The sequence below is a fragment of the Nocardioides sp. genome (assembly GCF_041913365.1).
GTDB lineage: Bacteria > Actinomycetota > Actinomycetes > Propionibacteriales > Nocardioidaceae > Nocardioides.
This window is the reverse complement of record NZ_JAYSFM010000002.1, coordinates 509,276-530,612: the sequence shown is the minus strand read 5'-3', so window position 1 is coordinate 530,612 and position 21,337 is coordinate 509,276. Positions and strand designations below refer to the sequence as shown.

General features: G+C 71.8%; 22 protein-coding genes. 14 read left to right on the top strand and 8 right to left on the bottom strand.

Features of this window, described 5'->3' with window-relative positions; all coding sequences use genetic code 11:
• Nucleotides 1-4: 4 nt before the first annotated feature.
• From ACE3QY_RS07475 to ACE3QY_RS07460, 4 genes are read right to left on the bottom strand one after another with little or no spacing between them, the layout of a single operon-like run.
• Complete coding sequence (locus ACE3QY_RS07475; RefSeq protein ID WP_374455379.1) at nucleotides 5-1,144, bottom strand: FAD-dependent monooxygenase; 1,140 nt, start codon at nucleotides 1,142-1,144, stop codon at nucleotides 5-7.
• Nucleotides 1,141-1,926, bottom strand: coding sequence for an ATP-binding cassette domain-containing protein (locus tag ACE3QY_RS07470; protein ID WP_374455378.1), 786 nt, complete (start codon nucleotides 1,924-1,926; stop codon nucleotides 1,141-1,143). Before ACE3QY_RS07470 ends, ACE3QY_RS07475 begins: the two co-directional genes overlap by 4 nt.
• Nucleotides 1,927-1,931: 5 nt before the next feature.
• Nucleotides 1,932-3,035 (bottom strand): ABC transporter permease, encoded by a 1,104-nt coding sequence (locus ACE3QY_RS07465; RefSeq protein ID WP_374455377.1) that lies wholly within the window; start codon nucleotides 3,033-3,035, stop codon nucleotides 1,932-1,934.
• A 9-nt stretch (nucleotides 3,036-3,044) separates the two neighbouring features.
• Nucleotides 3,045-4,040, bottom strand: a complete 996-nt coding sequence (locus tag ACE3QY_RS07460; protein WP_374455376.1) for a sugar ABC transporter substrate-binding protein — start codon at nucleotides 4,038-4,040, stop codon at nucleotides 3,045-3,047.
• A 155-nt stretch (nucleotides 4,041-4,195) separates the two neighbouring features.
• Here ACE3QY_RS07460 and ACE3QY_RS07455 point away from each other — a divergent pair, with 155 nt between their 5' ends.
• From ACE3QY_RS07455 to ACE3QY_RS07415, 9 genes are all read left to right on the top strand, one after another.
• Nucleotides 4,196-4,489 carry a putative quinol monooxygenase gene (locus ACE3QY_RS07455; protein ID WP_374455375.1) on the top strand — a complete coding sequence of 98 codons (294 nt, stop codon included), beginning with the start codon at nucleotides 4,196-4,198 and terminating at the stop codon, nucleotides 4,487-4,489.
• 2 nt (nucleotides 4,490-4,491) lie between these two features.
• Entirely contained in the window at nucleotides 4,492-5,472 is a 981-nt protein-coding gene (locus ACE3QY_RS07450) for a fumarylacetoacetate hydrolase family protein (RefSeq protein ID WP_374455374.1), read from the top strand.
• Nucleotides 5,472-6,851: an aldehyde dehydrogenase family protein gene (locus ACE3QY_RS07445; protein WP_374455373.1), complete on the top strand. Its 1,380-nt coding sequence runs from the start codon at nucleotides 5,472-5,474 to the stop codon at nucleotides 6,849-6,851. Before ACE3QY_RS07450 ends, ACE3QY_RS07445 begins: the two co-directional genes overlap by 1 nt.
• A complete protein-coding gene (locus tag ACE3QY_RS07440) occupies nucleotides 6,848-7,267 on the top strand; it encodes a VOC family protein (RefSeq protein ID WP_374455372.1) in 420 nt (139 codons plus the stop codon). The genes ACE3QY_RS07445 and ACE3QY_RS07440 overlap by 4 nt, the downstream gene beginning before the upstream one ends.
• Nucleotides 7,264-8,037, top strand: coding sequence for an SDR family NAD(P)-dependent oxidoreductase (locus tag ACE3QY_RS07435; protein ID WP_374455371.1), 774 nt, complete (start codon nucleotides 7,264-7,266; stop codon nucleotides 8,035-8,037). The genes ACE3QY_RS07440 and ACE3QY_RS07435 overlap by 4 nt, the downstream gene beginning before the upstream one ends.
• A gap of 70 nt (nucleotides 8,038-8,107) precedes the next feature.
• The gene (locus tag ACE3QY_RS07430; RefSeq protein WP_374455370.1) at nucleotides 8,108-9,055 is read left to right on the top strand and encodes a VOC family protein; all 948 of its coding nucleotides are present in this window, start codon (nucleotides 8,108-8,110) and stop codon (nucleotides 9,053-9,055) included.
• A gap of 13 nt (nucleotides 9,056-9,068) precedes the next feature.
• Nucleotides 9,069-9,818 (top strand): SDR family NAD(P)-dependent oxidoreductase, encoded by a 750-nt coding sequence (locus ACE3QY_RS07425; protein WP_374455369.1) that lies wholly within the window; start codon nucleotides 9,069-9,071, stop codon nucleotides 9,816-9,818.
• 10 nt (nucleotides 9,819-9,828) lie between these two features.
• The gene (locus ACE3QY_RS07420) at nucleotides 9,829-10,692 is read left to right on the top strand and encodes a fumarylacetoacetate hydrolase family protein (protein ID WP_374455368.1); all 864 of its coding nucleotides are present in this window, start codon (nucleotides 9,829-9,831) and stop codon (nucleotides 10,690-10,692) included.
• 139 nt (nucleotides 10,693-10,831) lie between these two features.
• The gene (locus ACE3QY_RS07415; protein ID WP_374455367.1) at nucleotides 10,832-10,996 is read left to right on the top strand and encodes a hypothetical protein; all 165 of its coding nucleotides are present in this window, start codon (nucleotides 10,832-10,834) and stop codon (nucleotides 10,994-10,996) included.
• Here ACE3QY_RS07415 and ACE3QY_RS07410 read toward each other — a convergent pair.
• Nucleotides 10,980-12,230 carry a glycoside hydrolase family 1 protein gene (locus ACE3QY_RS07410; RefSeq protein ID WP_374455366.1) on the bottom strand — a complete coding sequence of 417 codons (1,251 nt, stop codon included), beginning with the start codon at nucleotides 12,228-12,230 and terminating at the stop codon, nucleotides 10,980-10,982. The two genes, ACE3QY_RS07415 and ACE3QY_RS07410, sit on opposite strands and share 17 nt — an antisense overlap.
• 107 nt (nucleotides 12,231-12,337) lie before the next feature.
• Here ACE3QY_RS07410 and ACE3QY_RS07405 point away from each other — a divergent pair, with 107 nt between their 5' ends.
• Both ACE3QY_RS07405 and ACE3QY_RS07400 read left to right on the top strand, forming a co-directional pair.
• The gene (locus tag ACE3QY_RS07405) at nucleotides 12,338-13,489 is read left to right on the top strand and encodes an alpha/beta hydrolase family protein (RefSeq protein WP_374455365.1); all 1,152 of its coding nucleotides are present in this window, start codon (nucleotides 12,338-12,340) and stop codon (nucleotides 13,487-13,489) included.
• A 3-nt stretch (nucleotides 13,490-13,492) separates the two neighbouring features.
• Complete coding sequence (locus ACE3QY_RS07400) at nucleotides 13,493-15,718, top strand: family 78 glycoside hydrolase catalytic domain (protein ID WP_374455364.1); 2,226 nt, start codon at nucleotides 13,493-13,495, stop codon at nucleotides 15,716-15,718.
• On the opposite strand, the gene ACE3QY_RS07395 is transcribed toward ACE3QY_RS07400, so the two are convergent.
• Nucleotides 15,715-16,254, bottom strand: a complete 540-nt coding sequence (locus ACE3QY_RS07395) for a cupin domain-containing protein (protein WP_374455363.1) — start codon at nucleotides 16,252-16,254, stop codon at nucleotides 15,715-15,717. The two genes, ACE3QY_RS07400 and ACE3QY_RS07395, sit on opposite strands and share 4 nt — an antisense overlap.
• Before the next feature lie 107 nt (nucleotides 16,255-16,361).
• Here ACE3QY_RS07395 and ACE3QY_RS07390 point away from each other — a divergent pair, with 107 nt between their 5' ends.
• Genes ACE3QY_RS07390 through ACE3QY_RS07380 form a run of 3 tightly spaced genes read left to right on the top strand, consistent with a single transcriptional unit; the run spans nucleotide 16,362 to nucleotide 19,457 of the window.
• Nucleotides 16,362-16,640, top strand: coding sequence for a DUF2218 domain-containing protein (locus ACE3QY_RS07390; RefSeq protein ID WP_374455362.1), 279 nt, complete (start codon nucleotides 16,362-16,364; stop codon nucleotides 16,638-16,640).
• Nucleotides 16,641-16,668: 28 nt separating this feature from the next.
• A complete protein-coding gene (locus tag ACE3QY_RS07385) occupies nucleotides 16,669-18,237 on the top strand; it encodes a hypothetical protein (RefSeq protein ID WP_374455361.1) in 1,569 nt (522 codons plus the stop codon).
• Nucleotides 18,234-19,457 carry a hypothetical protein gene (locus tag ACE3QY_RS07380; protein WP_374455360.1) on the top strand — a complete coding sequence of 408 codons (1,224 nt, stop codon included), beginning with the start codon at nucleotides 18,234-18,236 and terminating at the stop codon, nucleotides 19,455-19,457. Before ACE3QY_RS07385 ends, ACE3QY_RS07380 begins: the two co-directional genes overlap by 4 nt.
• On the opposite strand, the gene ACE3QY_RS07375 is transcribed toward ACE3QY_RS07380, so the two are convergent.
• Together ACE3QY_RS07375 and rffA are read right to left on the bottom strand one after the other, a co-directional pair.
• On the bottom strand, nucleotides 19,429-20,163 hold the full coding sequence (locus ACE3QY_RS07375) for a class I SAM-dependent methyltransferase (protein ID WP_374455359.1): 735 nt from the start codon (nucleotides 20,161-20,163) through the stop codon (nucleotides 19,429-19,431). The two genes, ACE3QY_RS07380 and ACE3QY_RS07375, sit on opposite strands and share 29 nt — an antisense overlap.
• Nucleotides 20,160-21,323 (bottom strand): dTDP-4-amino-4,6-dideoxygalactose transaminase, encoded by a 1,164-nt coding sequence (rffA, locus tag ACE3QY_RS07370; RefSeq protein ID WP_374455358.1) that lies wholly within the window; start codon nucleotides 21,321-21,323, stop codon nucleotides 20,160-20,162. Before rffA ends, ACE3QY_RS07375 begins: the two co-directional genes overlap by 4 nt.
• Nucleotides 21,324-21,337 lie beyond the last annotated feature (14 nt).

Below are 21,337 nucleotides of genomic sequence, written 5' to 3'. Positions count from 1 at the left end.
GTGTTCATGCCGGCGCCACCAGGGCGCCGAGCGTCTCGCCCATGATCCGGCCCGGGTCGGCCCCCGGGGTCTCCGGGTGCATCTCCCACTCGGCGAGGGTGAGGCTGTTGTCGAGCACCATCTTCACGCGCGGGAAGCGGCGCGCCATGAACGCGGGCAGCACGTCCTCGACCGCGTCGTCGCCGGTGAGCATCTCGGCGAGGATCACCGCGTCCTCGGCGCACATCGCCGCGCCCTGGGCGATCAGCGGCGGGCAGGCGTGGGCCGCGTCGCCGATGATGATCGTGCGGCCGCGGTGCCACGGGGAGTCGACGCAGATGGCCTCGATCCACGCGTAGTTGACGATCGCGTCGTCGGACAGGCTGTCGCGCACCTGCCCCCAGATGCCGCCGTACCCCTGGCCGCGCTCCTTGAGCAGCGCCCCGTTGGGGCCTTCGCCGATAAAGGAGCGGTCGAGGTTCTCCTCGAGGAGGAAGGCGTAGCAGAGGTCCTCGGAGATCGGGGTGTAGCCGGCCTTGAACTTCGGGCCGCCCATGTAGAGCTCCGAGCAGTCCATCTCCGGCGGCCGCTTGGCGACGGTGCGCCAGATGCCCATCCCGACCGGGTGCGGCCTGGTCTCGATGCCGATCATCTCCCGCACCTTCGACCGGATGCCGTCGGCGCCCACCAGCAGGTCGGCGGTCTCGACGGTTCCGTCGGCGAGGGTGACGGAGACCCCACCCCCATCAGTCCCGAAGCCGTGGTCCTCGATGGCGGTCAGCGTGGTGCCGAGGCGGACGTCGACGCCCGCCTCGTCGAGCATCTCCTCGAGCAGGTCGGCGATGTCGCCGCGCACGGCGCCCATGGTGCCGGGCAGGTCGGGCCCACCCACCGGAGGAGTCGGCATCTCGGCGATCACGTGGCCGTCGGGGGTCTTCATGCGCAGGTGGCTGAAGGCGAAGCCGCGCTCCTTGAGCCGCTCGTAGAGGCCGACGGCGTCGAAGGCCTTCAGCGCGTTGCCCTGGAGCGTGATGCCGTGGCCGACTCCGCCAAGCTCGCTGCGCTGGTCGACCAGCACGACGTCGACGCCGCGCTGGCGCAGGCCGAGGGCGAGCACGCCGCCGGTGATCCCGCCGCCGATGACGACGACCTTGCTGACGCTCATGCGCTGACCTCCTCGTACATCGATGCCTTCGAGCCGGTGATCCAGCCGACGACGTGGTCGCGGTCGCAGCCCTTGGCGGGTACGTCGGCGACCTTGCGGCCGCGGTTGAGCACGACGATCCGGTCGGCGACCTCGTAGCAGAGCGGCAGGTCGTGGGTGACCACGACGATCGCGATGCCCTGCTCGGCCATCCGTCGGATCAGGCCCTGGACGTTCCTGGTCTGCTCGTAGCCCAGTGCCGCGGTCGGCTCGTCGAGCAGAAGGACGCCACCCTTCTCGCCGCTGACCCGGATGGCGCTGCGGGCGATCGCGACGACCTGGCGCTGGCCGCCGGAGAGCATCTCGACGGGCCGGGTCATCGGCGCAGTCCGGACGCCGAGCCGGTCGAGCTCGGCCTCCGAGCTCCTGCGCATCGCCTTGCGGTCGACGAAGCCCAGCCAGCCGAGCGGTCCCTTGCGCAGCGTCTCCTGGCCCATGTTGAGGTTGGTGGAGATGTCCTGCGGGTCCACCAGCGACAGGTCCTGGTAGACCATCTGGATCCCGGCCGCAGCCGCGTCGCTGGGGGCGTGGAAGGAGTGCTCGGTGCCGTGGACGCGGAGGCTGCCGTGCGTCGCGCGGTGCGCGCCGGACATCACCTTGAGCAGGGTCGACTTGCCGGCGCCGTTGTCGCCGAGCAGGGCGACGACCTCACCGGGGTCGACGTGGATGTTGATGTCGGTGAGCGCACGGACGAAGCCGTAGTGCATCTCGATGCCGCTGAGCTCGAGGGCGGGAGTGGTCATGGCGCTCAGACCTTCTTCTCGTGGACGGACAGGTTCACCGACATCAGCTTGTTCTCGACGCTGGTCTGCAGGAGCCGCTCGACGAGCAGCGAGGTCAGCAGCAGCACGCCGGTCAGGACCGTGGCCCAGTAGGGCTGGATGCCGCGGATGGTGAGGCCGTTGCTGATGGTCGCCAGGATCAGCGCGCCGACCAGCACGCGCGGCAGGCTGCCTCGTCCGCCGGTGAGCGAGACACCGGCGAGGGCCACGGCCGTGAGCGCGGTGAAGATGATCGCCGGGCTGGCGTTGGGGTTGGCCTCGGTGACGTTGGCGGTGTTGACCAGGCCGCCGACAGAGGCAAGGACGCCGGAGATGACGAAGCCGAGCACGATGTAGCGGTTGCTGGCGATGCCGGCCCGTCGTACGGCCTCACCGTTGGCGCCGACCGCCATCAGGCGCAGGCCGTCGCGGGTGCGGGTCAGGAAGACGGTGCCGATGACGAAGACCGCCGCCACGATGAACACCGGCGCGGGGATGCCCGGGAACGACTCGGTGCGCAGGTAGCGGTGGGTGCCCATGAACTCGAGCTGGGTCAGGCCCGGGAAGGTGTAGCCGCCGGCGACCACGGCCGCGAGGCCGGTGAGCACCGACAGGGTGCCGATGGTGACGATGATCGGATTGAAGCCGCGCAGCGTGATCAGCCCGTTGACGATGCCGACGACCAGGCCGACGCCGAGACCGGCGAGCAACGCCAGCCAGGTGGCGTACCCGTTCGTCAGCATCCAGCCGCACACGCAGCCGGAGAGCGCCGCCGTCCCCGGCAGGGACAGGTCGAGGACACCGGTCATGATGCCGATGCCCACACCCGCCGCGAACAGCGCGGTCAGCGCGCCTGCGTTGGCGATGAGGAGCGCGTTGTCGATGGTGAGGAAGTACGGCGAGCACCAGAACGTGAAAGCCACGATCAGCAGCCCCCACAGCATGAAGATGCCGCGGTCGCGCAGGAACACCAGGACCGAGACCGACCGGGGCACGTCGTGCCCGGTCGGGACCGCCCCGGGGGCGGGGCCGCCGCTGTCGGCGGCCCCGCTCTCGGTCCCGGCGATGGTCTCCGGGTTGCTCGTCGTCATCGTCACTCCTCAGCCCTCGGCCTTGACGACTTCCTGCGGGACGGTGAGCTGGACGCCCTCCGCCTCGGGGTCGTCGATCATCGCGGTGAGCGCGTCGAACGACTGCGCCATGTCGGCCTCGAACTGGAGCGCCACGACGGCGTAGATGTCGCCGGACTCGACCGCGGCGAGGGTCTCCTCGTTGCCGCCTGCCTCGGTGATGCACGGGATGTCCTTGCCAGCTGCCTTGAACGCGCCGATCGTGCCCAGCGCACCCTCGTCGTTCTGTCCGAAGACCGCCGTGACGTCCGGGTTGCCCTGGAGCGCGTTGCTGACGTCGGTCTGGGCGGCGGTGCGGTCGCTGACCGTGATCGTGGTGGCGATCTCGGCGTCCGGCGCGGTCGCGGCGAGCGCCTTCTTGACCGCGGACTCGAGCTCCTCCTTGCCGGCGGTGCCGGGTGCGGACTCGGCGAAGAGGACCTCGGCCTTGCCGTCGTACCGCTCGTTGATGCAGTTGCCGAGCTCGGTGCCCGCGGCCTCGCCCTGGGCCTGGTAGTCGATGGTGGAGAAGGAGACACCCGGCTCGAGACCGTCGAGGCCGTAGTCCTCGGGCGTGCCGTTGAGGATCATCGGGACGCCCTTGTCGAGGGCGGTCTGGACGAGGGCCGACATCGCGGGCGGAGCGACCGCGATGGTCCAGGCGCCGGCGACCGAGCCGCTCTCGATGGAGGCCTGGAGGTCGGTGACCTGCTTCTGCGGGTCGAGCTTCGGGTCCTGGACGGTGACGTCGTAGCCCTTCTCCTCGCCATAGTGCTGCACGCCCTCGGAGAGCTGCTTCATCGCGGGGATCTGGAGTCCCAGCGGTGAGAAGACGATCGTCTTGCTGGCGCTGCCCGAGTCGCCGCCTGCGCTGTCGGTCGCGCCGTCGGCAGGCTGCGGGTCGCTGCCGCACGCGGCGAGCGAGAGGAGGCTGCCGACGGCGACGGCCGCGACGGCCGCCCGACGGATGGTGTGGCGGTGGTGCATGGTCATCTCCTGGTGTCCGCGGCAGCACATCGCTGCCTGTCGCTGGCCACAAGAGAACCTGTGACCGCGGTCACGCGGAACCCGGTTCGCGCCGATGGCAGGTATCGGCTCCATCGCTTTCCCCGGCCCGTGCCGACCGTCACAGACTTGGCGACATGCCATACGTAGTCAGTGCCACGTGGACCGCCCAGCCCGGCTCGGAGGACGTCGTCCTCGACGCCATCGAGAAGCTCACCCCGCCGTCGCGGGAGGAGCCCGGGAACCGCTTCTACCAGGCCTACCAGGACCCGACCGACACCTCCGTGTTCCGCCTCTTCGAGATCTACGACGACGAGGCCGCCTACGCCGCGCACGGAGCCTCCGACCACTTCAAGCAGTACGCCCTCGAGCAGGCCATCCCCGTGCTGGCCAACCGCGAGCGCGCCTTCTACGAGACGATCGGCGGCTGATCGTGAAGCTCGCCGCCTTCCGGCTGACGACGGACGCACCCGACGTGCGCCGGGTCGGCCTCGTCGTGGGGGAGGGACGCACCTGGTGGGTGCACCCCTTCGACGACGGCACCGACCTCGTGGAGCTTCTCGCCGCGGAGCCGGAGGCGCGCGAGCAGGCGGCCGACCAGGCCGCCCAGTCCGACGGCCACCAGCCCGACGAGGTCGTACTGCTGCCGCCGGTCTACCCGCCGGCCATGCGTGACTTCCTCACCTTCGAGGCGCACGTGGACGGCATGGAGCGCGGCCACGGCAACCCGGGCGTGCCGGAGGACTGGTACGCCGCGCCGGTGTTCCTCTTCATGGCGCCCCACGCGGTGACCGGTGCCTTCGACGACGTCGCGATGCCGCCCGACACCGAGCGGCTCGACTTCGAGCTCGAGATCGCCGCGGTGGTCTGCCGCGACGTCCGCAACGCCTCTCCCGAGGAGGCGCGCTCGGCGATCGGCGGCTACTGCGTGATGAACGACTGGTCGGCCCGCGACGTGCAGGGAAGGGAGATGAAGCTCAAGCTCGGCCCGTCGAAGGGCAAGGACTTCGCCACCACCATCGGCCCGTGGGTCGTCACGGCCGACGAGCTCGACGGCTTCCGCGACGAGGACGGCTTCCTCGACCTGGGCATGTCGGTCTCGGTCAACGGAGTGGAGGTGGGCGCCGACCGGTCCGCCCACATGGGCTGGTCGTTCGAGCAGCTGGTCTCCCACGCGTCGCGGGCGTCCTGGGTCAAGGCCGGCGAGGTGCTCGCCTCCGGCACCTGCGCCTCAGGCTCGCTGGCCGAGTCGTGGGGCCGCACGGGAAGGCTGGCACCACCGCCGCTCAGGGTCGGCGACGTCATCGAGATGACCATCGAGAACATCGGCACGATCCGCAACACCGTCGTCGAGGACGACGAGGACGTGCCGCCGGTGCCGGCTGCGCGTCGTCGTACGGTCGGGGTGGCGTGATGGCGCCGACGATCACCACGGTGGACCCGGCCACCGGCCTCGACCTCGCGACGTACGACGCCCACGACGAGGCCGCGGTCGACGCCGCCCTCGCCTCCGCCCATGCGGCGTACCTCGACTGGTCGACACGGCCGGTCGCCGAGCGGTGCGACCTGCTCCGCTCGGTCGGCAAGCTGCTCACCGAGCGTCGCGACGACTACGCCGCGCTGATCACCGCCGAGATGGGCAAGCCGGTCGCCGAGGCCTACGCCGAGGTCGACAAGTGCGCGTGGAACTGCGACGTGGTGGCCGACTCGGCGCCGGCGTGGCTGGCGGACCACGAGGTCGCCTCCGCGGCCAGCCGGTCGTGGCTGTCCTACGAGCCGCTCGGCGTGGTGTTCGCGGTGATGCCGTGGAACTACCCCTTCTGGCAGGTGCTGCGCTTCGCGTGCGCCGCCCTGGCCGCCGGTGATGCAGGCGTGCTCAAGCACTCGCCGAACGTCACCGGGTGCGCGCTGGCCATCGAGTCGTTGTTCGCCGACGCCGGTGCTCCTGCGGGTCTCTTCACGACGCTCGTCCTCGCCGACGACCAGCTCGGTGAGATGACGCCCCGCATCGTCGGCGACCCTCGTGTCGCCGCGGTGACGCTGACCGGCTCCGAGCGCGCAGGCGAGGCGATCGGCGCCGCGGCCGGACGGTTCCTCAAGAAGTCGGTCCTCGAGCTGGGCGGCTCCGACCCGTTCGTCGTGCTGGACGACGCCGACCTCGCGGCCGCGGCGAGGGTGGCGGCGAGGTCGCGCTACGGCAACGGAGGTCAGAGCTGCATCGCCGCCAAGCGCTTCATCGTCGCCGAGTCCGTCGCCGACGCGTTCGTCGAGCTGTTCGTCCGGGAGGTGGGGGCACTCGTCGTGGGTGCGCCGACCGACGCCGGGACGACGCTCGGGCCGATGGCACGCGACGACCTGCGCGCGGCCCTGGCACGGCAGGTGTCCGACTCGGTCGCCGAAGGGGCGGTCCTGGTCTGCGGCGGCTCGCCGATCGACGCGCCGGGCTTCTACTTCGAGCCGACCGTGCTCGACCACGTCCAGCCAGGCACCACCGCGTTCGTCGAGGAGACCTTCGGTCCGGTGGCCGCGATCGTCCGTGCCCGCGACGACGACCACGCCGTCGAGCTCGCCAACGACACGTCGTACGGCCTCGGGGCGTCCGTGTGGTCGCAGTCCGACCGTGGGCTGTCCGTCGGGCGCCGGATCCGCTCGGGTGCGCTCTTCGTCAACGCGATGGTCGCCTCCGACCCCCGGCTGCCCTTCGGCGGCATCGGCCGCTCGGGCTACGGACGTGAGCTCTCGGCCGAGGGGACGCGGGAGTTCACCAACGTGAGGACGGTGTTCGTGGGATGACGTCCTTCGACCATGTCGGCCTCACCGTCGCCGACCTGCCCGCGATGACGCGGTGGTACTGCGACGCGCTCGGGCTCGAGATCGAGTTCCAGTTCACCCTCGACCACGTCGACTTCCGTGGCGCGATGCTGCGCTCGCCGTCGGGTTTTCGCATCGAGCTGCTGCACCGCCCCGGCTCGGTCGCCGGTCTCCAGGCGGCGGAACCCGTCGAGGCCGCACTGACCCGGGGCTTCGGGCACGTCGCGTTCGACGTACCCGTCGTGGACGAGGCGTACCACGCCCTGCTGGCGGCCGGGGCGACCGAGCGGATGTCGCCGCGACCCTCGCCCGAGCCGGGCGTGCGGATGGCGTACGTCGCCGACCCTGAGGGCAACCTGATCGAGCTGCTCGACCGCACGACGGCGGCACACACGTGACCGGGCGGCTGGCCGGCAAGGTCGCGCTGATCACCGGCGTCGGCGGCGGGATGGGCGTCACGGCCGCGTCGATGTTCTGCTCCGAAGGGGCCCGCGTCGTCGGGTGCGACCTGTCGGAGGAGGGCGCCGCGCTCACCGAGAAGGCGGTCCGCGAACAGGGCGGCGAGATCACCTGCATGGGCGGGATCGACCTCGGCGACGCCGACGCGGCCCGCGCGTGGGTGGACGCCGCCGTCGCGACGTACGACGGCATCGACGTGCTCTACAACAACGCCTCGGCCCAGCGGTTCGGCGCGATCGACGAGCTCAGCATCGAGGAGTGGGACTTCACGATGCGCAATGAGCTCAGCCTCGTCTACTACACCGTGCGCGCGGCCTGGCCGCACCTCAAGGCGCACGGCGGCGGCTCGATCATCAACGTCGGGTCGATCGCGGCGATGCGCGGCGTCGAGTTCATGCCGCAGAACGCGCACTCCACCGCGAAGGGCGGCGTCATCGCGCTGACCCTCCAGCTCGTGGTCGAGGGAGGGCCGCACGGCATCCGGGCCAACTGCATCAGCCCCGGCATGACCGAGACCCCCAACACCGCGCCGCTCCTGGCCGACCCGCCGGAGCGGATGCAGAAGGTCGTCCTCGACCGGATCCCGCTCGGCCGTCACGGCCAGCCGGCCGACGTCGTGAACGCCGCGATCTTCCTGGCCTCCGACGAGTCGTCGTGGGTCTCCGGCACCAACCTCGTCGTCGACGGCGGCGGATCAGTCCTCGGATAGCACCTGTCGGTGGTCGAGGTGCGAGCGAAGCGAGCCTCGAGACCATCACCCGGACAACGAAAGAAGAGCAATGTCACACCTCAACGAGCACGGCATCACCCACCTGCGCCACGTCGACCTCGCCGTCACCGACTACGAGACCCAGCGCGCGTTCTACCGCGACACGTGGGGCCTCACCGAGCAGGGCACCGACAGCGGCCTCTCCTACTTCGCGGCCGAGGGCTCTCCGGAGCAGTACGTCGTCCGGCTGCGGCAGTCCGACGAGAAGCGCCTCGACCTGATCGCCTTCGGCTCGGAGTCGCGCGAGTCGGTGGACGCGCTGGCGGAGCACCTCGGCCAGACCGGCGTGCAGCTGGTGGGGGAGCCCGACACCCTCCAGACCGCGGGCGGCGGCTACGGCTTCCGCTTCTTCGACATCGACGGTCGCACGATCGAGGTCTCGACCGAGGTGGAGACCCGGCAGCACCGCGCCATCGAGGAAGGGGAGGCGATCCCGGTGCGGATCTCGCACGCGGTGATGAACTCCAACGACCCCAACGCCACGCGTGACTTCTACGCCAACGTCCTCGGCTTCAAGCTGTCGGACACGCTCTGGGGCGAGCACATGGGCGAGATGATGCACTTCATGCGGTGCAACGACTGGCACCACAGCCTGGCGATCGCCCGCGGCCCGCACACGTCGGTGCACCACGTGTCGTTCGAGATGCGTGGCCTGGACGAGTACATGCGCGGCACCGGCCGGGTGATGCGCGCGGGCACCAAGAAGATCTGGGGGCCGGGGCGCCACAACGCCGGCAACAACACGTTCACCTACTTCCTCGACCCCAGCGGCAACACGATGGAGTACACGACCGAGCTCGAGAAGATCGAGGTCGACGAGTGGCACCCCTCGGTCTACGACATCGCCGACCCGATGACCCAGGACGTGTGGGGCACCGCCGACCCGATGTCGGAGATCATCGCCCGCGACTCCTTCAACGACCCCGACAAGGGCGTCTTCGTCGCACCGCCGGTCTGATGGGCTCCCGCTGATGTCCGATCTGTCCGGGAAGGTCGTCGTCGTCACGGGTGCTGCGCGCGGCCAGGGCGAGGCAGAGGTCGCCGCGCTCGCGGCGGCCGGCGCGACGGTGGTCGCGACCGACGTGCTGCCCTTTTCAGATCAGCACGGCGACGGACGACACCTCGACGTCACGTCGGCTTCCGAGTGGGCCGACCTCGCCGCGTCGTTGCGGGACGAGCACGGCGAGGTGCACGGGCTGGTGAACAACGCCGGGGTGGCGGCCCGCGAGCGGTTGCCCGACGTGACGCTCCAGACGTGGGACCAGACCTTCGCGATCAACGTGACCGGGCCGATGCTGGGCATCCAGGCATTCGTGCCGCTGATGCCCCCCGGCTCCTCGATCGTGAACATCTGCTCGGTCGCTGCGATGTCCGGCCACGCGGCCGCGGCGTACACCTCGTCGAAGTGGGCGCTGCGCGGGCTGACCCGGGCCGCGGCGCTGGAGCTCGGCTCCACGCGCGGCATCCGGGTCAACGCGGTGATGCCCGGTCTGGTCGACACCCCGCTGATGGCATCCGCCTCACCGGCCTTCACCGACGCCGCGCTGGCGGAGGTCCCGCTCGGCAGGGTCGGCGTGCCCGCCGACATCGCGCCGACCGTCGTCTTCCTGATGTCGGACGACTCGGCCTACTACAACGGTGCCGAGCTCGTCATCGACGGCGGGCTGACCGCGCACGTGTCACACAAGGGCATCGCCGACGCGACCCGGCCGCCGGCATGAGGCGCTTCTCATGAGGCTCGCGACGCTGCGGCAGGGGCCGGCCGTGCTCGACGGCACCCTGGCCCACCTGCTCCCGGTGCCGGTCGGAGACCTCGTCAGGCTGGGCCTGGAGCGGGCGCTCGAGGTGGGGGAGACCGCCCGCCGGTCCGAGCCTTTCCCGTTCACCGAGGCCGACCTGCTGCTGCCCTACAAGCCGCCATCGGTGAGGGACTTCGTCACCTTCGAGTCCCACGTCGAGGGCGTGCGCCGCTCGATCGACCACGCGGCGGGGGTCCCGGAGGCGTGGTACGACGCGCCGCAGTTCTACTTCACCAACCCCCACGCGCTCTACGGGCCGGGGCAGCCGATCCCGCGCCCGGTGACCAGCCGCGCGCTGGACTTCGAGATGGAGGTCGCCTGCGTCGTCGGGGTCGACCTGCGCTCGGCGTCCGTCGAGGAGGCCGAGGACGCGATCTTCGGCTACACGATCCTCAACGACTGGTCCGCCCGTGACCTCCAGTCGCGCGAGATGCAGGTCGGCCTCGGCCCGGCCAAGAGCAAGGACTTCGCGACGTCGTTCGGGCCGTGGATCGTGACGGCCGACGAGCTGCCGTCACTCGCGCTGGACTGCAAGGCCTTCGTCAACGACGTCCTGGTCGGGCACGACAACCTGACGAGCATGCACTTCTCCTTCGCCGAGATGGTCGCCCACGCCTCCAGGGACTCCGTCGTGCTGGCCGGCGACCTCCTCGCCTCGGGCACGACAGGTGGCGGTGGTTGCCTCGCCGAGCTCTGGGGCCGCCACGGCGCGCAGCACCCGCCGCCGCTCGAGCCCGGCGACGTCGTACGCCTCGAGGTCGAGCGACTCGGCGTGCTGCACGGCAGCGTGAGGTGACCAGCGCCGCCCCGTGACGTCATACGGTCGGCCGCGCGCGGAGGCCGAATTCACTGGTGCGGGTCTGTCGAACTCGGCCGTCCCCGTACGTGGAGTGGGTGAGAGCACCTTCCACACCCCAGTCACTCAGGAGCCCGAGATGTTCACGATCGAAGAGGAGAGCGGCACCTCCTCCGGGACGCCCCGCCGCCACAACGGCTACTACGCAGGCGACTTCTCCCGGACGCCGATGATGACGCCAGCCGACTTGCGCGCGCTGGCCCGGCTCCGCCCGCCGACGTTCGCCGTCACGACCCCGCGCTGAGCCCGTTGGCCTGCGCCACGCCGGCCAGCACCGCGACGCTGGGCTTCGGCGTCCGCTCGAAGGTCTCCCGGTCCACCTCGTGCAGGCCGAGCTGGTACTCGTAGCCGAAGATCCACTCGAAGTTGTCGAGCAGCGTCCAGTGGCAGTAGCCCGCGACTGGTACGCCGTCCTCGATGGCGTCGAGCAGGTGCGCGAGCGACGGCTCGATGAAGCCGGCGCGCTGCCGGTCGTCCTGCGTCGCCATGCCGTGCTCGGTGACCAGCACCGGCACCCCCGAGACCTCGTGCGCCCACCGGACCGCGCCGGCCAGGGAGGCCGGCTCGATGGCGGTGCCCATCTGGTTGCGGTCCGCATCGGCGGGCGCCTCGACCTTGCCGTGGGCGTCGTACGGCACCCGTTCGTAGTTCTGCACGCCGATGAAGTCGTCGTCGCGCGCGACCTCGAGGAAGTGCTGGTAGCACTCGCGCCGCTTGCGGTCGCGCACCGACGGGTCGTCGCCGACCACCACGTCGTCCATGATCGCCAGCGACAGGCCGACGGGCAGGTCGGGCCGGTGCCGCTTGATCACCTCGCGGGCGGCGACGTGCCCGGCGGTCATGCCCGCCTCGAGCGCGTCGAAGTCCTCGGGCAGGCAGACGTTGCCGACGCGGTAGCGCTCGACGCCGGCAACCGTCGAGGCCGCCTCCAGCGTCGCCCGCTCGAGGTCGTGCACGAAGTCGGGGAGTCCGTACCAGCTCAGCACGCGCGTCAGGTTGGGCTCGTTGAAGGTCACCGCCCAGCCGATGCGGTCACCGAAGCGCGCCATGACGGCGTCGCAGTAGCGGGCGAACGCCGCCGGAGCCTCGGGGGAGAGCCAGCCGCCCTTCGTCGCGAACCAGTGGGGCGAGGTGAAGTGGTTGAACGTCACGACCGGCGTCATGCCGTGCTCGAGGCACGCGTCGACGATCGCCTCGTAGTGGGCGAGGGCGCCCGCGGAGAACGACCCCTCCACGGGCTCGACGCGCGCCCACTCCACGGAGAAGCGGTACGCCGTCAGGTTCATCGCCGCGGCCAGCTCGACGTCCTCGCGCCAGCGGTTCCAGGAGTCGCAGGCCTTGCCCGACGGCTCGCGGAACACCGACGGAGTCACGTGCTCGAGGTACCAGGTGTCGCTGTCGACGTTCTCGCCCTCCGTCTGGTGGCCGGAGCCGGCAACGCCCCAGAGGAAACCGTCAGGGAATGCTCGTGTGGTCACCGCCACAGCACACCGCAGCTGGAGCGCTCCCGGAAGCCGGGCTGCGTGATACCTCGCATCACCACTCCTTGATTCCGCGGGCGCGTGACGACAGGCACAGTCGGGGCATGTTCGAGTACTTCACCGGCCCCAAGTACGTCTGGAACCTCGGCGTCTGCGCGACGCTCAACAACGGAGGCGCCATCGACGAGGTGGACAGGGCCTGCCGCCCCGCGCGCGAGGCGCCCGACGTGGACTCGGGCAGCCGGATCTTCATGGAGTCGTGGAAGGCGGTCGCCGACCAGGTCGCCGACCAGGCCAGGGCCTCGGAGGCTGCGGGACACCTGCGGACCGCCGGCCAGCAGTGGTACCGGTCCGGCCTCTACGTGTGCCAGGCCGAGCGGATGCTGAGCAACACCGACCCCGGTCGGCGCGCGTTCTACCAGCAGGCGCTCGACGCCTTCGCCAAGGTCTTCGAGATCGCCGATCCCGCGACGACGCGGGTCGAGGTGCCCTTCGAGGGCACGACCCTGCCGGCGTACTTCTCGAACGCGAGCAGGGACGGCGAGCCGGTGCCGTGCGTGGTCATGTGGAACGGCCTGGACTCCACCAAGGAGCACATGTACACGTCCGGGTGGCCGCAGGAGATGCGCGAGCGCGGCATCTCGGTGCTGATGGTCGACTGCCCCGGATCGGGGGAGGCGTTGCGCTTCCAGGACCTCAAGGCCCGGATCGAGACCGAGGACTGGGGCACGGCCTGCGTCGACTACCTCGAGACCCGCAGCGACGTCGACGCCGACCGGATCGGCCTAGCCGGCTGGTCGCTCGGTGGCTACTACTGCCCGCGCGCGGCGGCGTACGAGAAGCGCTTCAAGCTGGTCGCGGTCTGGGGTGCCAACCACAACTGGGGCGAGGTGCAGAAGAAGCGGCTCCAGCGCGAGGGCGAGAACCCGGTGCCGCACTACTGGGAGCACGTGCTCTGGGTGTGGGGCTTCGACGACGTGGACAAGTTCATCGAGTACGCCGAGGGCGTGCACCTCGACGGCGTGGTCGAGCAGATCACCGTGCCCTTCCTCATCGCACACGGCGAGAACGACCGCCAGATCTCCGTCGACTACGCCCACCGGTCCTACGACCAGGCGGTCAACAGCCCCGGGCGCGAGCTGCGCGTCTTCACCGTCGACGAGGGCGCCGCCGAGCACGTCGGGCTCGACCACATGCCGCACATCAACGCCTTCGTCGCCGACTGGGTCGAGGACACGTTCGCCGAGCTGGGCTGAGGCGTGCCCGACTGGCAGGCGCGGATGATCGCGCCGGGCCGTGGGCTCGACGCCGCTCCGGTCTACCGGCGCACGATCGAGCTCGACGGCGAGGTACAACGCGCGACACTGCACGTGACCGCGCTCGGAGTGGTCGAGGCGAGCGTCAACGGCCGACCGGTCAGTGACGAGGTGCTCGCGCCCGGCTGGACGAGCTATGAGTGGCGGCTGCGGTTCCGGAGCCACGACGTCACCGCCCTCGTGGCGGACACGACCGAGGTGAGGCTGCTGGTCGGCAGCGGGTGGTACCGCGGCCGGCTCGGCTTCCATGGCAACCGCGACCTCTACGGCTCCGACCCCGGTGCCTTCGCGCAGCTCGAGCTGGAGTACGCCGACGGGCGCACCGAGGTCGTCGCCACCGACGCGCTGTGGGAGGTCGGCGCGTCCGGCATCACCGCCGACGACCTCTACGACGGCCAGACGATCGACGCCCGTCGCCACGAGCCCGAGGCCTGGCACCCGGTGCGCGAGCTCGACTTCGACACCTCGCTCCTGGACGGGTGCGACCACCCGGCGATCCGCCGCCACGAGGCGGTGCGACCCGTGCGGGTGTGGACCGCACCGAGCGGCGAGAGGCTGCTCGACTTCGGCCAGAACCTCGTGGGCTGGCTGCGCTTCACCGTCCGTGGTGAGCGCGGCCGGACGATCACCGTGCGGCACGCCGAGGTGCTGGAGGACGGCGAGCTCTGCGTGCGACCGTTGTGCACCGCGCAGGCCACCGACCGCCTCGTCCTCAGCGGCGGCACGGACACCTTCGAGCCGACCTTCACCACCCACGGGTTCCGCTACGCCGGCATCACCGGCTGGCCGGGCGACCTCACCGCGGACGACGTCGAGGCCGTCGTCGTGCACACCGAGCAACAGCGGACCGGACACTTCACGTGCAGCGACGACCGCCTGGACCGTCTGCACGAGAACGCCGTGTGGACCTGGCGCGGCAACACCGTCGGCGTACCGACGGACTGCCCGCAGCGCGACGAGCGGCTCGGGTGGACCGGCGACCTCGCCGTCTTCGTCCCGAGCGCCGCCTTCCTCTTCGACGTCCAGCCCTTCCTGAGCCAGTGGCTCATCGACCTCGCCCTCGAGCAGTCGCACGCCGATGGCCGGGTCCCGCTGGCCGCGCCCGACTGCCTGAAGCTCGAGCCCCCACCGGAGGGGCTGCCGCCGATGGACGCCTCGGCGATCTGGGCCGACGCCGCGGTCTGGGTGCCGTGGACGCTCTGGACGGCGTACGGCGACGCCGAGGTGCTGCGCGCGCAGTGGCCGTCAATGCTCGCCCACGTCGAGCGAGTGCGCGACCGGTTGCTCTCCGAGCGCGGCCTGTGGGAGGGCGGGTTCCAGTTCGGCGACTGGCTCGACCCGACGGCGCCGCCGGACCAGCCGGGCCGCTCGCGCGCCGACACCGGGGTCGTGGCCACGGCGGTCTTCCACCGCTCGGTGGTGCTGGCCGCGCGGACCGCGCTGCTGCTCGGGCTCCCGGAGCAGCAGTGCGCGCTCGACACCCTCGCGAACGGCGTACGGACCGCGTTCCTCGAGCACTACGTCGACGCGGAGGGCATCGTGCACAGCGACTGCCCGACGGCGTACGCCCTGGCGCTCGAGCTCGGCCTGCTCGACGGCGACCCGCGCCGGCAGCGTGCCGGTGACCGCCTGGCCGAGCTGGTGCGCGAGGAGGGCCACCACATCGGCACCGGCTTCGCAGGCACGGCCTTCGTGCTCGACGCGCTGGTCGGCACCGGGCACCTCGACGACGCCTACGCGCTGCTGATGCAGACCGATTGCCCGTCGTGGCTCTACCCGGTCACGATGGGGGCGACCACGGTCTGGGAGCGCTGGGACTCGATGCTGCCCGACGGCTCGGTCAACCCGGGGTCGATGACGAGCTTCAACCACTACGCCCTCGGCTCGGTTGCCGACTGGCTGCACCGCACGGTCGGTGGGCTGACACCGCTGGAGCCGGGCTACCGCCGGTTCGGCGTGCGGCCGCGTCCTGGCGGCGGGCTCACCTCGGCCGAGACCAGCCTGGACACGCCGCACGGGCGCGTCCGGGTGGCCTGGACGGCAAGGTCGGACGTCGTTGCGACCCTCCAAGTCGAGGTGCCAGACGGGTGCGAGGCGGTCCTGGAGCTCGGCGAGGGATGGCCCGCGACCCTGGGGCCGGGCACCCACGCGATGGCCGGCGATGGCTAGTCGCGCGGGCCCTTCCTCGAGAGCCGGTCGAGCGCGCCGTCGGGCAGCATCGCAGCCAGCTCGGGGGTGAACTCGCCGTCGACCAGGACGAAGCAGACCCGCGCGACAGTGTCGCCGCGGTTGGCCCAAGCGTGGTCGGTGCCGCGCTGCACGACGATGTCGCCCGCGTGGAGGGTGACCTCGGAGTCGTCGAGCACGAGGGTGATCTGCCCCTCGAGGACGATGCCGTAGTCGACCGATGCGGTGCGGTGCACCGGCGACTGGAGGCCGCGCTCGTCGAGGAAGCCGGGAGCGAACTCGTTGATCCGGATCTTGGTGCCGCGCGGCGGTGGCGGCACGGCGAGCTCGCGGTCGGTCGGGTCGACGTCCTCGACCGCGGTCAGCGGCGCCGGGGCACCAGTCGTGCTCCAGATCTCGTGAAAGGCGACGCCGTCGTCGGGGAGCTCGCGGCTGATGGGCACGGGACCGTCCGCGACGACGACGGAGACGCCGTCAGGATTGTGGCCGGTGACGACACGACGAGGCACGCTGGGCATGCTCGTCAGAGTAGGAGCGATGCGCCGCGGGCGGGCATCCGCTTCGGTGATCCGAGGCATCCGCACCGCCGCTTTGGTCGCACGGCCGCGGGTGCTTGGCTGGTGCCATGAGCAAGCACGGCACCATGGCCACCGACCGTCCCGAGCGCTACGCCAAGCAGCTGGCCGGTCACTGGTCGGCGAAGGCGACGGTCACCGAGGACGGCGACGTGCGGACGCTGGTCATGGGCGGGGGCAACACCGTCGTCCTGCGTCCGGTGGCCGGTGCCCTCGAGATCGAGGCCAGCGTCCCCGAGGACGGCGACCTCGACCGCTGGGCACAGGTCGTGGCCGACCACCTCCAGCGCTTCGGCCAGCGTGACGAGCTCGAGGTCGTCTGGTCCTGACCGGGCGGGTCGACCGTAGGGTGGCGGCGTGCCCTCACCCCCGGACCGGTCGACCGAGCCGAGGACGCGGGGCATCCGGGCCCTGCCGGTCGATCCGCTGGTCCCGGTCGTGGCCGTCGTGTCGCTGGTCGTGTACGCCCTCCACGGGTTCCACGGGGCGCTGACCCGCGACCTGGGCATCTACGCCTACGCCGGGCAGCAGGTCGCCGACGGTGTGCCTCCCTACCTCGGCGTGCTCAACCGGGCCGGGCCGCTGGCCCACGTCCTGCCGGGCGTGGGCGTGCTGATCGCGCGCGTCGGTGGGCTGGACGAGGTCGTCACCATGCGGGTCTGCTTCATGCTGCTCGCAACGGCGGCCGTGTGCGTGTCCTACCTGCTCGGCCGGGACCTGTTCCGGTCGCGGGCAGTCGGCCTGGTCACCGCGGGCGCGCTGCTGTCGTTCCACGGCTTCGTCCAGTACGCCTCCAACGGGCCGCGCGAGAAGACCCCGATGACGCTGTTCATCCTCCTCGCGCTGTGGGCCGTGGTGCACCGCCGGTGGCTCGCCGCGGGCGTGTTCACCAGCCTCGCCACGCTGTGCCTCCAGACCGCGCTGTTCGCCACCCTCCCGGCGGTCGTGGTCGCCGCGCTCCTGCTGGCGCACCACGGCCGGCTGCGCGCCCTCCTCCGCGTGGTGATCGGAGGCGCCCTTCCCGTGGCCGTGCTCGTCACCTGGTTCGCCGCGGTCGGGTCGTTGCGGGCGGCCTTCGACGGCTTCTACTGGATCAACCGCACCTACACCGTCCCCGACCCCGTCACCGACGACCTCGACCGGGTGTGGCTGGACCTCCAGGAGGCGTACGGCGTCACCGTGTGGCTGCTGCTGGCCGGCTGCGTCGCCCTCGCGCTCGTCGCGCTGGCCGCGGTGTCCCGCCGGGCCAGGCGGGCGGAGCCGGGGCTCGTCGTGCTGCCCGCTCTCCTCGTCGGCCTGCTGGCGAGCCTGGCCTGGATCCGCAAGGAGTACGACGCCTGGCCCGACCTGTTCCCCGTCCTGCCGTTCGCGGCGGTCGGGCTCGGGGCCGCGTTCGCGGTCGCTGCGCACGCCGTCGCGCCGCGCCTCCGGGCGACGGTCGGTGCCGCGCTCGCCGTGACCGGGGTCGCGCTGGCGCTGACGTACTCCCTGACGACGCGCGACGACACCCTGGACCAGCAGCGGGAGGCGACGGAGGCGGTGCTCGCGCAGCTGCCCGAGGGCGCGACGATCACCTCCCTCGAGGCGCCGCAGCCCCTGGTGCTGACCGGCCGCACCAACCCCACGCGCCACCAGATGTTCCGCAGCGGGCTGCAGGACCACCTCGAGGACACGTGGCCGGGCGGCCGTGCCGGCTTCGAGCGGGACCTCCTCGACGACGGCCCCGACCTCGTGGCCGTAGGCGAGACGGTGTCGCAGCGGTGGCGGTCCTCGATCCGGCCGGACTACGTCTACGTCGGCAGCGCACCGCTGTGGGACTGGTACGCACGCGCGTCGCTGGGTGTCGGGACGATCGAGCGGTTGCGCGACGCCGCGGGCTTCGACCCGACGAGCCCCCTGGCCGAGCCCGAGGCGCCGCCCGGATGACGCGCGCGGCACGCGGCCCGGTCCTGCTCGCCGTCGGCTCGGTGGCGAGCGGGCTGCTCGCCTACGTGCTGTTCGCCCTCGTCACGCGCGGGCTCGGTGCGGCGGAGGCGGCACCCGTGACCGTGCTCTGGACCGTGTGGGCGCTGGCGGGTGCTGCCGTCACGTTCCCGCTGCAGCACTGGATCACCCACTCCGTGGTCTCCGGCCGCGAGGGCGACGTGCGCAGGTCCGCTGGTCGCGTCGCGACCCTCGTCGTGGCCGGCGCGCTCGCGCTCGGCGGGGTGTCGTGGGCGGTGCGTGGGCGGCTGTTCCGCACCGACGACGTCTGGTTCCCGGTGCTGACCACGCTGGTGGTCGTCGGCGCAGCGGCCGTCGGCGTGCTCCGCGGGGGACTGGCGGGTCGCGGGCGCATGGGAGCCGTGGCACTCACCCTGGTCGCCGAGAACGCCCTGCGCTGCGTGCTCGTCGGCGTGCTCCTGGCGGCCGGTGTGCACGACCCGGTGGCGCACGGGCTCTGCCTCGTCGCCGGCTCGCTCGTCGCGGTGTGGCCACCTGCCTGGCGGTACGCCGACGCCGGCCCGGGCCGCGCCCGCCCGCTGGCCTTCCTCGGTGGCGCCGCGTCGGGCCAGCTCGCCGCCCAGGTCGTGCTGACCGGAGGTGCGGTGCTCGTCGCGCTGCTCGGCGGGGCGCGCGCCGAGGTGACCTCGGTGTTCGCCGCGCTCGCGGTCTTCCGGGCCCCCTACCAGGTGGCCCTGGGGGTGCTGCCGCAGCTCACGGCGCACCTCAGCGCGCTCGTGTCCGCGGGTGACGGCGGGGCGGTGCGCGTGCTGGCTCGGAGGCTGGCCCTGCTCACCGCCGTGGGCGTCCCGACGGGTGCGGCTCTCGGGGCGTTCGCCGGCCCCGCGGTCCTCCGGGTCGTGTTCGGCGGGTCCGTCGACCTCGGCGCCGGCACCGCCGCGCTGGTGGCCGCCGGGTGCACCCTGGCCCTCACCAACGTCGCGCTCATGGTCGGCGTGCTCGTCCACGACCGCCCTGCCTGGGTGGCGACGGCTTGGGCGACGGCACTCCTGGCCGGTGCCGTGACGGTGGTGGCGCTGGGGGACCGTGGTCCCGCCGACCGCGCCGCGTCGGCCTTCGTGGTCGCCGAGCTGGCCGCCGCGGTCGCCCTGGGCGTCGCGGCCTGGGTCGTCCTCAGGTCGGGTCGGGGCGTCCGGGCCTGACCGCGGCGAGGAACACCGACGAACCGAACGGGAGGTCCGCGCGGCGCAGTACCCGGGCCTCCGCGCGGCACGTCGCGGTCAGCACCCGCTCGACCGCGGGTGGCACCTCGGGCAGGCGGGAGTCGCCGGCGGGAGCGCGGCGTACGCGACGGCCCGCCCGCTCGGCGACGAACAGCGGGAACACCCCTGTGAAGGCGTACGTCGCCCGCAGCACGCGCATCCCGGCCGACTCGACGAGCCCCACCAGCTGGGGCCGCGTGTAGCGGCGGTGGTGCCCGGCCTGCACGTCGTGGTCGGACCACGCCCACGAGTAGGCGGGGACCGAGAGGAGCATCCGACCGCCCGGGGCGAGGACGCGGACCAGCTCGGCGACCGCTCGGGCGTCGTCCGCGCAGTGCTCCACGACGTCGAAGGCCGAGACCACGTCGAAGGTCCCGTCGGCGAAGGGGAGGTCCGTCGCAGATCCGACGACGCCCTGGCCCGGGACCAGCCCGGCCGGGAAGAGGTCGAGGCTGACGTGCTGGTGCGCCCCGCGCAGCCAGCCCACGCTGGGGGCGTCGGCGCTGCCCACGTCGAGGGTGCGGCGCGGCGTCGCCAGGTGCGGCCCCATCACGGCGCCCAGCAGGTCGGTCCGGGCCCGGTGCCACCAGTAGCCCTCCCGGCGCAGCGAGGACGAGCCGGGCTGGCCGTCAGGCAGGCGGCTCACCGGTCGGGCAGCGTCGCGGTCGCCGCCTCGAGGAAGACGCTCACGACCCGGTCGAGCTCGGACTCGGAGAGGTTGTTGTGGAACGGCAGCCGCAGCAGGCGGTCGCTGATGTCCTGCGAGACCGGGCACTCCGTGTCCCGCACCGAGAACGCGCGACCCGCGTCCGAGGTGTGCAGCGGCTGGTAGTGGAAGGTGGCCTGGACCCCGGACTTGAGCATGAGCTCGAGCAGGTCGTTGCGCCGGTCGCGGTGGGGGAGCAGGACGTAGTACATGTGGTGGGCCGGGCTCCGGTCGGCCGGGACCCGCATCGGCTCGAAGTCCAGCTCCTCGGCGTGCGGCGCCAGCGCCGCCGCGTAGTGCTCGTGGACGCGGGCGCGCTTGGCCTGGATGGCGGTGCGCACCTCCAGCTGCCCGAGGAGGTAGGCCGCCAGCATCTCGGAGAGCCCGAAGGACGAGCCGGTGTCCTTCCACGTGTACTTGTCGACCTGGCCGAGCATGAAGGCGTGCCGGTTGGTGCCCTTGTCGTAGAGGACCCGGGCACGGTCGACGTCGTCGGGGTCGTTGAGCAGCAGCGCGCCGCCCTCGCCGCACACGAAGTTCTTCGTCTCGTGGAAGCTCAGCGTCGCGAAGCGGCCCAGGCTGCCCAGCGGCTCGTCCCGCCAGCTGCCGAAGAGCCCGTGGGCGTTGTCCTCGACGAGCACCACGTCGGGCCAGTCGGCGAGGACGGCCCGGATCTCCTCGACGGCGCACGCGACGCCTGCGTAGTGGACCACCACGACGGCGCGCACGTGCTCGTCGAGCAGGCTCGCGAGGTGCTCGGGGTCGATGCCGAGCGTGGTCGGCTCGATGTCGCAGAACACCAGGCCGGCGCCCTGTCGCGCGAACGCCAGTCCGGTGCTGGTGAAGGTGAACGACGGCACGATGACGGTGTCGCCCTCCTGGAGGTCCATCAGCATCGCCGACAGCTCGAGGGCGGCGGTGCACGAGGTCGTCATCAGCGCCTCCGCCGAGCCCGTGTGGGCGCTCAGGACCGCGGCGGCCTGCTTCGCGAACTCACCGCCCGAGGAGAGGTGCCCGCCGTTCACCGCCTGCTGGACGTAGTCGAGCTCACGGCCCTCCACGGCCGGGCGGTTGAAGGCGATCTCCGGTGCCTCGCCCACAGTGGGCTCCTTCC